The organism is Pseudoalteromonas sp. NZS100_1 (assembly GCF_015864285.1).
In the GTDB taxonomy this organism is placed as follows: Bacteria; Pseudomonadota; Gammaproteobacteria; order Enterobacterales; family Alteromonadaceae; genus Pseudoalteromonas; species Pseudoalteromonas arctica.
Genome location: NZ_JADYXN010000020.1, coordinates 20,732 through 36,232, shown reverse-complemented (window position 1 = coordinate 36,232; position 15,501 = coordinate 20,732). Strand labels below are relative to the sequence as shown.

Genomic DNA, 15,501 nt, shown 5'->3' with positions numbered 1-15,501 from the left:
AGTATGATACGCAGTATCCGAGTAATTTAGTCAAGTATAGATGGTTTTATGATTTCTATTTCCGAAACAGCGCAAGCGCATTTTGCTAAACTATTAGCAGATCAATCACAACAAACCAATATTCGTGTGTTTGTTGTAAACCCTGGTTCATCACAAGCGGAATGTGGTGTGTCTTATTGTCCAGAAGACGCTGTAGAAGCGAGCGATATTCGCCTAAACTTTAACGGTTTTGATGCCGTTGTAGATGCAGAAAGTGCTCCATTTTTAGAAGAAGCTGAAATCGATTTTGTTACCGACAAAATGGGTACTCAGTTAACGCTAAAAGCACCAAATGCAAAGGCGCGTAAAATAGGTAACGATGCATCGTTAAACGAACGTGTACAGCACATGCTAGAAACCGAAGTAAATCCACAACTTGCTAACCACGGTGGCCAAGTAAGCCTTGTTGAAATTACAGCTGCAGGTATTGCTATACTTCAGTTTGGTGGTGGTTGTAACGGTTGTTCTATGATCGATGTAACGCTAAAAGAAGGCATTGAAAAAGAAATGATAGCTAAGTTTGAAGAAATCACCGGTGTTGCTGATATAACAGAGCACGAAGCGGGCGATCACTCTTACTATTAGGCCTTCTAAATGCTAAAGCAGCTTATTTATCGCTTAGGGAGCAACCCTAAGCTGAGCTTAAAGCGCTTTTTTCGCGGCTTAGCACTGTTTGTGCTAGCCGTGATATTCATATCTATTGGGTATTACACTCACTACAGCTTACAAATAATTGGCGTTATAATTTTACTCCCCGCATTATTTTTTGCCGGTTGGGGCTACTGCGGTATTTTTGCTAATCGTTTTTCACAAGTTTTAAAAGATATGGGCCCTAAACACCACGACCCCGATCTCTGGAAATAAACCATTTATTTATACCAACCTCCATATATATTTGGGCAATTTATCGAATTAAATCACTCTATAACGTTGTTAAAAATTTTTTATTTAGAACAACTAGATACAAAAATTTTTGCCTAGTTCTAGCGCAATTTCCTTATCGTTAAATAGACCCCATATATAAGCAGATTAGTATTAGTTTAATCCAGTAGCTGATTATTTATTTTTAAGTGGTGATATTTAATTATTAATGTAACCCCGCGCATTAACATAAAACAGCTCATAGCCAGCCATAACCCGTTATTTTGCAAGTCTATAAACACCCAAAACACACCAAAAAAGCCAACTCCAGCTGAAAGTATCATACTGTTACGCATGTTCTTTGCTCGCGTAAGCCCTACAAAAACACCATCAAACAAAAAGCAACTCATGGCCAAAATAGGCAACACTATTAGCCATGGTAAATAGTGTGTTGCCTCTTGAATAACCTCTGGCACATTGGTTAAAAGCTTGATTATACCGCTGCCGAATAATGCAAAAAAAGCGCTATATAAGACGCCAAAAAGCATGCCCCAAAATACACTTATTTTAACCCAAAGCTCTATATTTTTAACGCTTCCTTGGCCTTTAGCTTGCCCTACTTTTGCCTCAGACGCGTAAGCAACGCCATCAAGAGCAAAACTCACCAACATTAGAAAGTTAAGTAAAACAGCATTAGCAGCTAATGTGGTTTCGCCTATACGCGCTGCGTAAAACGTCATAAAACTAAAGCATAATTGCAGTATTAAAGAGCGAATAAATATATCTCTATTCAAACTCAATAATTCAGCCATTTTGCTAATACTCAACCAATTCGGTACATTTAGATTAATGTCTTGTTTTTTAGCTAGTTTAACCACTAAAAACAGTGCAAATACTAAAGCCGTATAATCAGCAATAAGTGAAGCCCACGCAGCGCCTGCAACTGCCCAATCTAAATAAACAACAAAATAAATATCGAGTACTATATTAACGATATTAGTGACGAGTAATAAATAAAATGGGCCTCGACCATAATGCACACCAAGCATCCAACCCAGTAACACTAAATTACACAATGCTGCTGGAGCACTAAAAATACGAATGCTAAAATACTGATACGCTTGGATAAGTACATCGCTATTGGCGGCGGAGAGGTAAGCAATAGCGTGCTTTATTAATGGGGATAACACAATTAATAGCACAGCCACTGCGCTTGCAAGCAATAAGCTTCGTTTAAGTAAAGCGGCAAGTTGGGTTAAATCGTTTTTTCCATATGCTTGTGCCACGAGCCCCGTGGTACTCATTCTTAAAAAACCAGCAAGCCAAAATAAAATAGATATAACTGCAGAGCCAAGGGCAATACCCGCTAAGTAATGAGCGCTTCCTAAGTGCCCAATTACAGCGGTATCAACAATTCCTAACAACGGCACTGTGATATTTGATAGTATCATCGGACCCGCTAACAACAGCAAGCTTTTATGGTGTGCCTTATTATGTATAAGAAATTGTTTCATTTAGTATTATTTATCCTCATTAGTGTATCTGTGCGGGCTCAAGCAGCCGTTATTTTACAGTATCATCATGTTAGTGAAACCCTACCCGCTGTAACGAGCGTTAGCGCCAATACATTCACTAAACATTTGAGCTATTTAAAAGAGCACAACTTTAACGTTATTCCTCTTAATGAGTTAATAAGCGCACTTCAGCAAGGTGAAACCTTACCTGATAAAACTGTCGCCATCACCTTTGATGATGGTTATAACAATAACTATGAACAAGCCGCGCCTATTTTAGAAAAGTTTGGCTACCCGTACACTATCTTTGTAAATCCTAAATTAATAGACGAGAGCATGAGCTACGTAATGGGGTGGGATAAGCTCAAAGAATTATCTAAAAAAGGGGCATTAATAGCCAATCATAGCGGACAACATGATTACTTACACCTTAAGCTTGAAAACGAAACCGATGCACAATGGCAATCACGTATTAAGCAAGATATTATTAGCTCTCAAAAGCGTATAAAAGAAGAAATAGGCCACGACTATAAATACTTAGCATACCCGTATGGTGAGTTTAATAACGAGCTGCAAGCACTTGTGACAGAGCTTGGTTTTGTGGGTATTGGTCAGCACTCCGGCGCTGTAAATAAAGACTCTAATTTTAGCCGCTTACCGCGTTTTCCTGCATCAGGCTTTTACAGCAAACTAGAAACTCTTATTACTAAGCTTAACTCACGCGCATTTAATATCACCAATTTAACTTATCAAGATAGCGTTACACAACAAAATCCACCCACGCTCACAATTGAATTTAAAATGGGTGACTTTCATAAAAGCCAATTTGCCTGTTACGTATCAAGCGTAGGCCAAGCAGATTTAAAATGGGTAAATAAAAATACAGTCGAAATAACCTCACCAAAGGTGCTTAATAAAGGGCGATCTCGTTTTAATTGTACGGCCCCTTCTATTTCTAGCCCTGGTGATTATTTTTGGTTTTCGCAGCCTTGGGTAATTGAAGCGCCTAAACCTTAACTGCCTGATGTAATAGTCGCTGGGTTATTTTATCCAGCGCAACTATCTCGTCCGTTGCATTTAACTCAGCGGCAGCCTTAGGCATACCCCATACCACCGATGAGTACTCATCTTGAGCCAAGGTATACGCACCGTTTTGTTTTAGTGCAAGTAATCCTTTTGCGCCATCACTCCCCATCCCTGTTAGTATGGCTGCAACTACGTTTTTAGCTCCTGTCTCAACTAATGAGTTAAACAGCACATCTACCGCAGGTTTATGTCTGTTAACCGGCTCGCCATCATCAAGCTGGCAATACAAGCTAACACCTCGCTTTTTAATACTTAAATGAAAACCACCTGGTGCTATATAAGCCCAGCCAGTGCTAAGCTTATCGCCATGTTCAGCCTCTTTCACATTTATCGTGCATGTACGATTCATTCGCTCAGCAAATGAGGCGCTAAACACAGGAGGAATATGCTGAGTAATTACAATGGGCGGGCAATTTTGTGGCATTTTAATAAGTACTTCTTTGATAGCCTCAGTACCACCCGTTGAAGCACCTATCGCAATTACTTTATTAAGTAAAAATTGAGAATGGGTATTAATAGGCTCATTTGTGACGACCGTTTTTTTATAGCTTCTTACTCTTGCTCCAGCAGCTATTCGCACCTTTTGTTGAACAAGTGATGCATATTGGCTCAATTGCTCTCTTACGTTATTAGTAGGCTTAGCTATAAAATCAACAGCCCCTAATTCGAGTGCCTCGAGTGTAATAGGAGAGCCTTTTTGGGTCAGTGTTGAAATCATCACTACTGGCATTGGTCTTAATCGCATTAAGTTTTTTAAAAAACTAATGCCATCCATTTTTGGCATTTCTACGTCGAGCGTTAATACATCAGGATTTAACTTTTTTATCATTTCGCGAGCTTCGTAGGGATCCTCAGCGCTCCCCACTACCGTAATATCTTTAGCTTGCTGTAATATTTCAGTGAGTAAACGCCTAATTAAGGGGGAGTCGTCAATTATTAATACTTTAATCATGCATACTCCTAAAACAGCTCTATATCAGTTACTACTTCTTGCTTTTTAAGGTTTTGTAAGTAACGGACTTCGCGTTTTTCAATCGTATTATTATGTAGGTTTTTAAGTTTTTTCATATGAACTTTACCGGTGTTCGGATGAAAAAATATTTTTCGTGGCCATGGTCCACCCATATCGTGGGCAACTAGATTTAATGCCTCTTCTTTAATATACGCCGCTGCAAAACTAATATTACCCAGCCCTATATCAGTCATCGCACTAATAATTTTACCCCCACCAAAAAGTTTTACTTTTAGGTTACGGCGAGATGCACCATTTTTTAAAACTTCGTTTATAAGATACTCCATAGCCCAATTGCCATACCGACAACTTAAACTATGCGCATTCTTAAGTTCTACTCCCTTTTGAATTGGTAACATAAAGTGATTCATGCCCCCAATCCCTAGTACTTCATCGTAAACACAAGCCGCAATACACGAACCCAGAACTGTAGAGATCAGCTCATTATTTTTAGAAACATAAAACTCACCCGGAAGCACTTTAGCAACAACGCTACCTCGGCCCGAGTCCCAATATCGTTTAATATGTTCAAAGTTAGGTAATACCGGCCTAAACTCTGCGTGCATTTTGTCCCTTTTGGTACATAGTTTTCCCTAAATTTTTAAATTGCGTATGCTCTTTTCCCATACTTTCTGAGTGACCTAAAAACAAATAACCTTGTTCATTTAATATATTGGCGTAACGCTTAAAAAGCTGATCTTTTGTTTCTTTATCAAAGTAAATAACAACATTACGACATAAAATAAGATCAAATGATCCTTTCATTGGCCAATCTTGCAATAAGTTTAAACGCTTGAATGAAATAGACTCTTTTAGCCTATCTTTAACTTTATAGTTTTCACCGTCTTTACTTTTTAAAAACCAACGCTTAAGTTGCACGTCATCTAAGCCGTTAACATTCGCTGCGGTGTAAATACCCTTTTGTGCTTTTGCCAATACATTAGAATCTAAATCGGTTGCTAGTATTTTTACATCCCAATTGCTCGGAAATGCATTATTTAAAGTCATCGCCAAACTGTAGGGCTCTTCTCCTGTTGAGCAACCTGCAGACCAGATTCTTACTCGCTTACTATTTTTATTTGCCTTTAAGAGAGCAGGTACAAGCTCAGATTCTATAAATTCAAAGTGGTGTATTTCACGAAAAAAAGACGTTAAGTTAGTTGTTATTGCATTAATAAAGGCATCAAACTCCTGATCTTTATGGCTATTTAAATACTCTAAATAGGCTTTAAAGTCAGTTAGTTTTCGCTCTCTAATACGTCTTGCTAAGCGTGAATAAACCATCTCTCGCTTATGCTCACCTAATACAATTCCACATGCGCTATAAACTAAACTGGCAATTTCTTTAAAGTCGCGGTCGGTACACAAAAACTCTTTCATTGTTCGCTCTCAATTTAGCCTGCCAAATAATACCTCGCTGTGATTATGTATTCAGCGAGGTATATAAGAAGATTGGTTGTTAAAATTCTTCCCATTCATCAGCAGAGTCTACAAAGTTATCGCCTTTGGGTTTATTACTTACAAAACTGCTTTGCGACTTATGAGATAATTTAGGTGTGCGCATAGTCGGCGAAATCATCGCCATCTCTTGCTGACCTATTGAGAAAAAGTTGAGTAGTTGGCGCATCTCATTAGCTTGCTCAGCCATAGACTCGCCAGCGGCAGAGGCTTGCTCTACTAAGGCGGCATTTTGTTGCGTCATTTCGTCCATCTGTGAGATGGCGGTATTAACTTGTTCAATACCCGCACTTTGTTCCTCAGATGCCTCTGTAATATCAGAAATCATTTGCGTCACTCTTTGTACCGATACAACAATCTCTTTAAGTGTAGCGCCCGACTCATTAACTAATTGAGAGCCATCAGCTACTTTGCCTACACTATCTCTTATTAACTCTTTAATTTCTTTCGCTGCGCCTGCAGAGCGCTGTGCTAAATTACGAACTTCACCTGCAACAACCGCAAAGCCTCGACCTTGTTCACCAGCCCTTGCAGCCTCTACTGCAGCATTAAGCGCTAATAAGTTAGTTTGAAATGCTATTTCGTCAATGACACCAATAATATCTGCAATTTTCTTGCTCGACTCATTAATTGCCGACATGCTCGTAACTGCTCTATTTACAACCTCACCACCTTGAATCGCCTTTTCGCATGTTTCTTCTGCTAAATCGTTTGCCACTTTTGCGTTATCAGCATTTTGGCGAACGGTGCTAGTCATCTCTTCCATGCTCGACGCTGTTTCTTCAAGTGACGAGGCTTGCTCTTCTGTACGTTGGCTTAAATCAGCATTACCTTGAGAGATTTCCTCTGCACCACTGGCTACAAGCGTTGCCGATGAATTAATGCGATTAATCACTTCCGTTAACTTATCTGCCGTAGCATTAGCATCGCGTTTGAGTTTATCAAATGAGCCTTTATATTCTTTTTCAACTCGTTTTGATAAATCACCATTTGCCATCGCATCGAGCATACTGCCCGTGTCAGCAACTGCATCATCAACTATTTTAACTAATCTATTTAGCCCTTGAGCCAAACGTAAAAAGAATCCTTCCTTGCCTTCTTCCGCGACTCTTGTATCTAATTCGCCATTACCTGCAGCGCTAATAAGTTCGGCTATTTCTTTTTCAAGCGCAACCTCATTGGTCCTATCTTCCCACTCAACAATGGTGCCTAAATGCTTTCCATCTTGGCTAATCCAAGGTGAAGCAATCAAGGTGAAAGTGACACCCGCTAAAAGTAATTCGGCTTTATGAGGCTTATCGAGATTTTTTAATAAATCGCGCTGATGATTAGGGTGCTTATGAAAATCATCAACACAGGTGCCAATTAAATTATCAACAGAAAAGCTTGGTAATACAGTTTGTAATTCTTTTTCGCGGACTTTTAGCATTTGCTGAACACGATCGTTCACGAATACTATATTAAGGTCTTCATCAGCAATCATTACGTTCGCTTGGCAAACTTTAAGCGCATTTGCTAAATCGGCTGCTTTGCGAGATGCTTTTTCAAGCTCTTTTTGTTCAGTAATATCAGATGCGTATTTAATCACTTTAAACGGCTTGCCGTTCATATCATAAATTGGGTTATAAGATGCTTGAATCCAAACCTCCTGACCCTGCTTCCCTATTCTTAAATATTCCCCTGAATCAAATTCACCACGACCTAGTTTGGCCCAAAATTCTTTATATTCGATACTATTTGCATGTTCGGGTTCAATAAAAAGCCTATGGTGCTGACCTTTAATCTCGCTAAGTTGATAACCAAGTGCATTTAAAAAGTTATCATTGGCATCAATAATAGTGCCATCTAAATTAAACTCGATAACCGCTTGAGATTTACTTATAGCACTAATTTGCCCTGAGGCTTCTGCTGCTATTAACTTTTGCTCGGTCACGTCGGTGGCAAATTTAACTACTTTTAATACTTGCCCTTGCTCATCAACAATTGGGTTATAAGTTGCTTGGATCCATACCTCAGCTCCACCTTTTGCATTACGCTTAAACTCATCTGAGATAAACTCGCCATTACGCAGGCGTTGCCAAAAGTTCTTATAATCGTTGCCCTGAGCCTCATCAGAGTCAACAAACATAGAGTGATGCTGGCCTTGAACCTCTTCAAGGCGATAGCCCATCGCGTTTAGAAAATTCATATTTGCAGTAATTATTTTTCCGTTAGGTTCAAACTCAATCACCGCTAATGATTTATTCAATGCGTCTACAATTAAATCATTACTTGATTTTGACTGCTTTGGATTACTAAACCATCCCATGCTCATCACCACCTTTAAGTTTATTATTCATTTAGTTTCTATTTGCTAAATATTCATTGTTTTTTGCAGGTCAATTAGCGCTACCATTTTTTCACCAACATTCACCAACCCAGCTACATATTCACAATTATTCGACTCAGATAAACTAGGAACAGCTTTCGCATCTTGCTCCGCAATACTGTAAACATCAGAAACGGCATCAACAGCAACACCTATAATTTTACTACCTAGTTCAAATTCTATTTTAACAACGATAACCACCGTTAATGGCCCATAGTCGACACTTGGTAATCCAAAGCGCAACCGTAAATCAATAATTGGCACTATTGTTCCACGTAAATTAATAACGCCTTTTACAAATTCAGGCGCATTGGGCAGTACTGTAATTTCTTCCCAACTGCGAATTTCTTGTACTGTTAAAATATCAACGCCGTATTCTTCATCAGCCATAATAAAAGTTAAAAACTGTTTTACACCTTGCCGTTGCTGAAGGTTTAATTGATTACTTAACTGGCTTTGCTCTGAGCTCATAACGCCTCCAAAGTGGCTTGCGTTTCAATCGTTAATTCTTGGCTACCTGGTTTTTTTAAACCTGAGAGCTTTATTAAGCCGCTAATGTCCACAATCAGCGATACACGCCCATCGCCTAAAATAGTGGCTCCCGATACGCCATCAACTTTATGATAGTTAGCCTCTAAACTTTTAATAACAACCTGTTGTTGAGACAGTAAATCATCAACTAATAAACCCACCTTTTGGTTATCTGTTTCTACAACAACAAGCAGCGTTTTATCGAGTGATTCAATGGCATTTTTATGATTAAAAATATCGTAGAGCCTTAAAATAGGAATGTATTCGTCCCGAAGCCTCAATACATCAAGGTTTTTACCCACTCGACTCACTTTAGCAATATCAATTTGCAGAGATTCCACAATAGAAATGAGCGGGATAATATAAGTATGCTGAGCCACCTTAACTAATTGCCCATCTAAAATAGCGAGAGTAAGTGGTAATCTAATAGTAAACGTAGAACCAACACCGGGCGCTGAGGTTACCTCTACTGAGCCATTTAATGATTGAATATTTCGCTTAACTACATCCATCCCAACTCCACGACCAGATAAGTCACTTACCTCATCCACTGTCGAAAAGCCGGGCATAAAAATAAGCTCATTTATTTCATCGTCACTGAGATGGTTATCAGCTGAGATTAATTCGTTAGCGATGGCTTTTTCTTTTATTTTTTTTGTATTTAACCCCTGCCCATCATCCATTATTTCAATAACAATGTTTCCACCCTGATGAAACGCATTTAAGGTTACTGTGCCAACGGGATCTTTACCTGCCGCCAGTCTTTGCTCAACAGTCTCTAATCCATGATCAAGTGAGTTCCTCACTAAATGCACCATAGGATCGGATATTTTTTCCATTACTGTTTTATCAAGCTCGGTTTGCTCTCCAATCAACTTTAGCTCAACTTGCTTATTTAGTTTTTGCGCTATATCTCGCACTAATCGAGGAAAACGACTAAATACAAAGTTTATTGGCAGCATACGAATGCGCATCACATTTTCTTGTAAATCACGCGTATTATGGGCAAGTTGCGCTAGACCTTCTTGTAGTAAAGTGATTGTGGCTGGTGTGATTTCTTGTTCGCTAAGCTGATTGAGCATCGCTTGTGTAATAACAAGTTCACCTACCATATTTATTAACGAATCAACTTTATCAATACCAACTCGAATGGAGGTAGACTCTGGTGTACTTGCAGGTTTTTTATCTTTATTAGCAGCGGGTTGCTTTGGCTTACTAGGTAGCTCAGCTACTTTTATTAAATCGGATGTTTCAAGCTCAACAGCTTTAGATATCTCACCTTGATTAGGTTGTATTTGCTCATCATTGCCAAATAAGCCTCCGCATAATTCAATTTTTATGTCGGCATCGTCTTCTACCCATTCAAATACTTCTTTTATGGCTTTTTCATCATGGCTAGTATCTAAAAAAAAGCGCCAATGTAAAAAGCATTCATCACTACTTAAATCGGTGATTTCTGGAACTTCATCGTAAAATACTGTGGTTTCTAACTCACCTAGCTCTTCAAGCTCACTGATCATATACAGTGGCTCGTTTCCTGTTTTAAATAAATGATGATGGGGTTTAAAGTCTATTTGATAGGTGTTACTACTTGTTTGCTCTTCACAGCTTTGAGGTTTATTCTCTTGTGTTTCGTTTTTCATTCCAAGTACATGTTCAAATTGTACTTTTAACAAATCTGCCTCAGTTAAATCTGGCTCTTGCTCACCTTGAAGTGCAGCAAGTAAAGCGCGCAAGCAATCCACAGCTTTGAGTAATAAATTGACATGCTCGGTACTAAGCTCTCGTTCACCTTGGCGAATTTGATCCAGTAGTGTTTCAAGTACATGAGTAAAGTCAGCAACGGAGCTAAAGCCAAAAGTGCCACTGCCTCCTTTTATTGAGTGAGCAGCTCTAAAAATAGTGTTGATAGTTTCTAAATCTTCCTCACCTGGCACTAAGTTTAATAGCTCAGCCTCCATGGTATCTAGGCCTTCAAAACTCTCTTCAAAGAAAACTTCAAAAAATTGACTTAAATCTATACTCACACTGCGCTCCTTAGCGAATAACTTTTTTAATTACCGCTAGTAGCTGATCGGGATTAAATGGTTTTACAATCCAACCTGTTGCACCAGCAGCTTTACCCTCTATCTTTTTTTCTAAGCCCGACTCTGTAGTAAGCATCAGTAGTGGTGTAAATTTATAACTAGGTAAAGTACGCAGCTCTCGTATTAATGTAATTCCATCCATTATTGGCATGTTTACATCTGAGATCACGGCATCAAAGTCTTGTTGCTTGGCAATAGCGAGAGCTTCACTGCCATCCTTAGCTTCGGTTACATCAAACCCGGCAGTTTTTAATGTAAAGCTCACCATTTGACGCATCGATGCTGAATCATCAACCGCTAAAATTCTTTTCATATATACCCCTAACTTTTACTTTCGGTTGTTAAGTATTGGCTTAAGCCAAGTTTATTAATTGTATGCGTTAAGGCCTCGCTACTGCCTATCCATATTATTTTGTGCTGTATAGTAAGTAGGTGTTTTTGTAAGGCGCATAAAAGTTGAATTGAGGCAGTATCAGCAGAAATCACATCGTTAATATCAAGACAGATATCATCGTTGCTATTGAGTTCGTGTAGTAAGTCTTGATGTAGTGTTTCAACTTGCGTAATAGCAAGTTCGCTCGGAAGTTTTAGCATTTAGTAAGTGCATTCCCTGTCAATTCAATTCATAACAAAAGCTTAGCCCTAGTTATTAAAATTGCCATAAAATGCTTAATTAAATTTAACCTGTCGTTAAAATACAAAAAAAGGAGCCTAAAGCTCCTTTAAAATTGGTAAAAAGTAAAAAACTAGTTTTTATAGTAATCAGCTATTTTTTTAAACTCTTGCGTTAAAGTCGTCGCATTAATTAATGGCACACTACCTTGTTTAAATTCTGGTTTAAAAATAGCTCTAACGGCTCCATTTTGATCAACCATAGCGACCGAGGCACTATGATCAACAGCATATTCTGATTCACTACTATCGCTAATGGCGTAAATTAAACCAAGCTCTCGAACAACAGGAAAAAGGTGTTTATGTTCCCCTGATACAGCTAAAAAGTCTGGGTTAAAGTAATCTATATATTGCTTTCGTTTAGCTGGTGTATCGCGTTTTGGATCAACCGATAAAAACCAAATTTGCAGCGGATAATCTGCTTGTAAGTTTTTATAAACAGCATTTAACTTAGCAAGTGTTAATGGACAAATATCTGGACAGCTTGTATAGCCTAAAAATACTAAATTCCACTGTCCTACAAATTGTTGCTTAGTCACTAATTCACCGCGCTGATCGTTTAGCGTAAAATCAGACAGTGGCTTTGCATTTTCGTAAACTAATGCATCGACATCTGGCGGACTATTTTCGTTTGAACATGCCGATAAAAACAAAACTAAAACAACGATTAATCCAAGCCATAACTGCTTCATAAAGGGAGCCATTTATCTATAAATAAGATTACGAAGAGTACCATTAAATGAATAATCGAAAAACGAAATAAGTCCATTGCAGTCTCATCATTTCCAGCAATTTTTAATTTGACGGCTTTATATATAAACACTGCATTTAATACACATGCACCTATCAAATAGATTAATCCAGACATACCAATTAAATAAGGCAATACGCAAACTACAGCGAGTAAAACAGAGTAAGCAACGACGCACGTTTTACAAAAGTCGATTCCATGGGTTACTGGTAACATAGGGATTTTAGCGCGTTCGTAATCACTTTTTCGTGCTATAGCCAGCGCCCAAAAGTGTGGCGGAGTCCAGGTAAATATTATCATTACAAGTAACCAAGGGGCTGCTGCCATTTGGTTTGTTTCTGACACCCAACCTAATAATGGAGGCATTGCGCCAGCCAACCCACCTATAACAATATTTTGCGGTGTAGCACGCTTTAAAAATGATGTATAAACAAATGCATAACCTACCAATGCAAATAACGTTAATATAGCGGTTAAGGTATTAGCCCACACCATTAGCATAATAAAACCAGCAACCCCAATAACAGCTGCAAAACTAAGCGCATGTGTTTTACTTAAACGCCCTTTAGCCACAGGGCGATGACGAGTCCGTGCCATTTTTGAGTCTATCTCGCTATCAACTACATGATTAATAACCGCTGCAGCAGCAGAAAGTAGCCCTATACCTAACAAGCTAATAAACTGTACGACCATACCGCGCCCTACATCGGGAGCCAGCGCTAAACCAACCCAAGCTGTTAGCACCAACATAGCTACCACTTTAAATTTACTAATTGCTAAGTAGTCTTGCAGCAAACTATGAGTACGCGAAATTAGCGATTGAGTATTAACGGGTAGCAGTATTTTTTTATCTATTATAAGTGCCATCATATTTCCCCTTTATGTGCGTGATTTTAGGTAATAACACAACCTAACTATGCTTAATAACAGTATGGCTGCCATCAAGTTATGCGCCAGTGCAACTCCCAACGGGATATGCCAATGTACTAAAATAAGCCCTAAGCTAATTTGGCAAAGCAAAACAAGTAATACACTCACAACGCAATTTTTAATTTTTTTAGAGTGCGCTTGGCTGTATATTTTCCACATAATTAACGCCAGAACAATGCAAGTAACGAGTGCCCAAATGCGATGTAATAAATGAATAGACATACGCGCTTGCTGCGATAACACACCAAACTCATAATTACTGTGCTCAAGTGGTAATTGAAATACGCTACTCAATGAAAACGGTTGTGCGTAATTACACAATGGCAAACCACTACAATGTGGAGCGGCGTAATTTGCAGCCAGCCAACCACCAAGTGCAATTTGGATAATTAATACACTGAGCGCTACTAAACTTAAACCGAAATAGCGTTTTGCGCCGCTATCGCCACCCATAATAGGTTTTGCGGTTAGCCGTAAATATAAAAGCGTTATAAGTGACAAAATACTAAAGCCACCTAATAAGTGGCCCATTACAATAAGCGGCTGAAGGTTCATGGTTACTGTCCACATACCAAGAGCAGCCTGAAACACCACTAGTAGAAGTAAAGCCAAAGGCAATTTAACTGGCGTAGTTGGATATTGGCGTTTTAAAAAAGCCAACACAAATAAACCTAAAATAAGTAAGCCTAAAGCACCTGCAAAGTAGCGATGAATCATTTCTTTCCACGCTTTTGCGGTTTCGAACATCATATCGGGGTAGCTTTGAGTTGCTAAGGCTATGTCAGCCTCATGCTTAGGTACCGTTAAAAAACCATAACAACCAGGCCAATCGGGGCACCCTAAACCTGCATCACTTAAGCGGGTGTACGCACCTAAAGCAACTACAATCAAAGCGAGTAATCCTGTTATTAATACTAAGTTTTTATAATTTTTATACATCAGATACTCCAACTTAAGCTCAACTTAGTTAGCTAGAACGAGAATAGTTAAGTAATTTTTTTAGATCTTTTAATAACCCTTTTTGTACTAAACGGTTTTCTTGTGGCTCGACCTTAAAGGGATATTCAAGTACCACTAACCCCATATGATCAATCAAATACAAACTTGCAGGATTTAAACTCTGTTGCTCGGTAATAATTTTCCATGGTAGGTTTTTATTGTAGGGACTTCCCATTACAGCCATATCAACCTTGCCTTGGTTTTTACCAAGTGCCACATATAAATTATTAAGTGCATTGAGTTGTTCGCTGCATGGGGTGTTACATTCGTTTGAATAATTAAGTGCGATAGTCCATTGCTTGGGATTATTTTGCGGCCAATTTTTAAGTTTTATTTCTTGCCTTAAAAACTCGCCATTATTAGTAATTGCAGTAGGCAACCAATCAAACTTTAATGCGCCATATGCCAAAATTAATGGGATAGCGCAGCAGCCCACAAACAACACAAGGGGGTTATTTTTCATTATGTGTCCTTTTTTTACTCGCAAAAATAGCCACAACAGCACATGCAATAGCAATTAAAAACCATTGCACAGCGTAGGCATTATGCTTTTGAGGGCTCATAACAACTGCCTCATAATGAGGTGTTGCAATCTCATCACCAGTACCTTGTCTGTAAGCCATAAAATTAATTAATGATTGCTGGCTTTGAGTGTTCAGCATATTCAAGTCGATAGATTGGATTCTTGTAGGCAAGTCGTTATTTATAGTTTTATCTTCAAGCGTAAAGCTACTTAGGTTATTTTCTTTTATTTGCGCTTTAAGAATAAAAACACCTGTAGGCAGAGTAACCTTTGGCAGTGTATCTCTAGATATAGGAGCTTTTACCCATCCTAAATTAACTAAAATCACTTTTTCTTCGCTGGCTGGCTTTAGTAAAGCAAGTAGGTCGTACCCTACTTGTCCGTTATAAACTTGATTATCTAAAAGCCAATATTGGTTTTGTACAAACCGCCCTTTTAACTCAACCAATACACCTGTTTTGTTCCAGCTATCAGGCAGGTTATGTAATTGAGACCAACTCATCACACCACGAGTATGTTGCTTAGCAATAGCGGTTAGTTGCTGCTGTTTTTGCTCACCCCGCTCCAACTGCCAAAATCCTAGTCGCACACACACAAGTACAACAACCACAACCATACAAAGTGTGATTAGTGAACTAAGCTTTTGTTTGTACCATAAAACTAACTGCAT

Annotated in this window: 17 protein-coding genes; 3 read left to right on the top strand and 14 right to left on the bottom strand. The window is 38.7% G+C overall.

Annotation, left to right across the window (positions count from 1 at the left end; all coding sequences use genetic code 11):
* Positions 1 to 48: 48 nt before the first annotated feature.
* On the top strand, positions 49 to 624 hold the full coding sequence (gene nfuA / locus I6F66_RS13725; protein ID WP_007584966.1) for a Fe-S biogenesis protein NfuA: 576 nt from the start codon (positions 49 to 51) through the stop codon (positions 622 to 624).
* Between the two features lie 9 nt (positions 625 to 633).
* Complete coding sequence (locus I6F66_RS13720) at positions 634 to 903, top strand: hypothetical protein (RefSeq protein ID WP_002959572.1); 270 nt, start codon at positions 634 to 636, stop codon at positions 901 to 903.
* A 176-nt stretch (positions 904 to 1,079) separates the two neighbouring features.
* Here the strand turns inward: I6F66_RS13720 and I6F66_RS13715 are convergent, their stop codons facing one another.
* Complete coding sequence (locus I6F66_RS13715) at positions 1,080 to 2,351, bottom strand: MATE family efflux transporter (protein ID WP_197209371.1); 1,272 nt, start codon at positions 2,349 to 2,351, stop codon at positions 1,080 to 1,082.
* Between the two features lie 42 nt (positions 2,352 to 2,393).
* Between I6F66_RS13715 and I6F66_RS13710 the strand changes: the two genes are divergently transcribed.
* Positions 2,394 to 3,431, top strand: a complete 1,038-nt coding sequence (locus I6F66_RS13710; RefSeq protein WP_165729074.1) for a polysaccharide deacetylase family protein — start codon at positions 2,394 to 2,396, stop codon at positions 3,429 to 3,431.
* Here I6F66_RS13710 and I6F66_RS13705 read toward each other — a convergent pair.
* The 13 genes from I6F66_RS13705 to I6F66_RS13645 all read right to left on the bottom strand — a co-directional run bounded on the left by I6F66_RS13705 (position 3,421) and on the right by I6F66_RS13645 (position 15,501).
* Entirely contained in the window at positions 3,421 to 4,452 is a 1,032-nt protein-coding gene (locus tag I6F66_RS13705; RefSeq protein WP_165740891.1) for a chemotaxis response regulator protein-glutamate methylesterase, read from the bottom strand. The two genes, I6F66_RS13710 and I6F66_RS13705, sit on opposite strands and share 11 nt — an antisense overlap.
* Positions 4,453 to 4,460: 8 nt before the next feature.
* Positions 4,461 to 5,078 (bottom strand): chemoreceptor glutamine deamidase CheD, encoded by a 618-nt coding sequence (gene cheD / locus I6F66_RS13700; protein WP_007584962.1) that lies wholly within the window; start codon positions 5,076 to 5,078, stop codon positions 4,461 to 4,463.
* Positions 5,062 to 5,892: a protein-glutamate O-methyltransferase CheR gene (locus I6F66_RS13695; protein ID WP_165740890.1), complete on the bottom strand. Its 831-nt coding sequence runs from the start codon at positions 5,890 to 5,892 to the stop codon at positions 5,062 to 5,064. The genes cheD and I6F66_RS13695 overlap by 17 nt, the downstream gene beginning before the upstream one ends.
* 79 nt (positions 5,893 to 5,971) lie before the next feature.
* Complete coding sequence (locus tag I6F66_RS13690) at positions 5,972 to 8,278, bottom strand: methyl-accepting chemotaxis protein (RefSeq protein ID WP_197209370.1); 2,307 nt, start codon at positions 8,276 to 8,278, stop codon at positions 5,972 to 5,974.
* 45 nt (positions 8,279 to 8,323) lie between these two features.
* Complete coding sequence (locus I6F66_RS13685; protein ID WP_197209369.1) at positions 8,324 to 8,809, bottom strand: chemotaxis protein CheW; 486 nt, start codon at positions 8,807 to 8,809, stop codon at positions 8,324 to 8,326.
* Positions 8,806 to 10,896, bottom strand: coding sequence for a chemotaxis protein CheA (locus I6F66_RS13680; protein WP_007584958.1), 2,091 nt, complete (start codon positions 10,894 to 10,896; stop codon positions 8,806 to 8,808). The genes I6F66_RS13685 and I6F66_RS13680 overlap by 4 nt, the downstream gene beginning before the upstream one ends.
* 10 nt (positions 10,897 to 10,906) lie before the next feature.
* Positions 10,907 to 11,269: a response regulator gene (locus I6F66_RS13675; RefSeq protein ID WP_007584956.1), complete on the bottom strand. Its 363-nt coding sequence runs from the start codon at positions 11,267 to 11,269 to the stop codon at positions 10,907 to 10,909.
* Positions 11,270 to 11,277: 8 nt separating this feature from the next.
* On the bottom strand, positions 11,278 to 11,550 hold the full coding sequence (locus tag I6F66_RS13670; protein ID WP_197209368.1) for an STAS domain-containing protein: 273 nt from the start codon (positions 11,548 to 11,550) through the stop codon (positions 11,278 to 11,280).
* Positions 11,551 to 11,702: 152 nt separating this feature from the next.
* Positions 11,703 to 12,320: an SCO family protein gene (locus I6F66_RS13665; RefSeq protein ID WP_197161252.1), complete on the bottom strand. Its 618-nt coding sequence runs from the start codon at positions 12,318 to 12,320 to the stop codon at positions 11,703 to 11,705.
* Entirely contained in the window at positions 12,317 to 13,246 is a 930-nt protein-coding gene (cyoE, locus tag I6F66_RS13660) for a heme o synthase (RefSeq protein WP_024594295.1), read from the bottom strand. Before cyoE ends, I6F66_RS13665 begins: the two co-directional genes overlap by 4 nt.
* A gap of 12 nt (positions 13,247 to 13,258) precedes the next feature.
* Positions 13,259 to 14,248: a heme A synthase gene (locus I6F66_RS13655; RefSeq protein ID WP_197119880.1), complete on the bottom strand. Its 990-nt coding sequence runs from the start codon at positions 14,246 to 14,248 to the stop codon at positions 13,259 to 13,261.
* A 28-nt stretch (positions 14,249 to 14,276) separates the two neighbouring features.
* Positions 14,277 to 14,771, bottom strand: a complete 495-nt coding sequence (locus tag I6F66_RS13650; protein ID WP_197161254.1) for a transmembrane cytochrome oxidase associated protein — start codon at positions 14,769 to 14,771, stop codon at positions 14,277 to 14,279.
* Positions 14,761 to 15,501: an SURF1 family protein gene (locus tag I6F66_RS13645; protein ID WP_197119879.1), complete on the bottom strand. Its 741-nt coding sequence runs from the start codon at positions 15,499 to 15,501 to the stop codon at positions 14,761 to 14,763. The genes I6F66_RS13650 and I6F66_RS13645 overlap by 11 nt, the downstream gene beginning before the upstream one ends.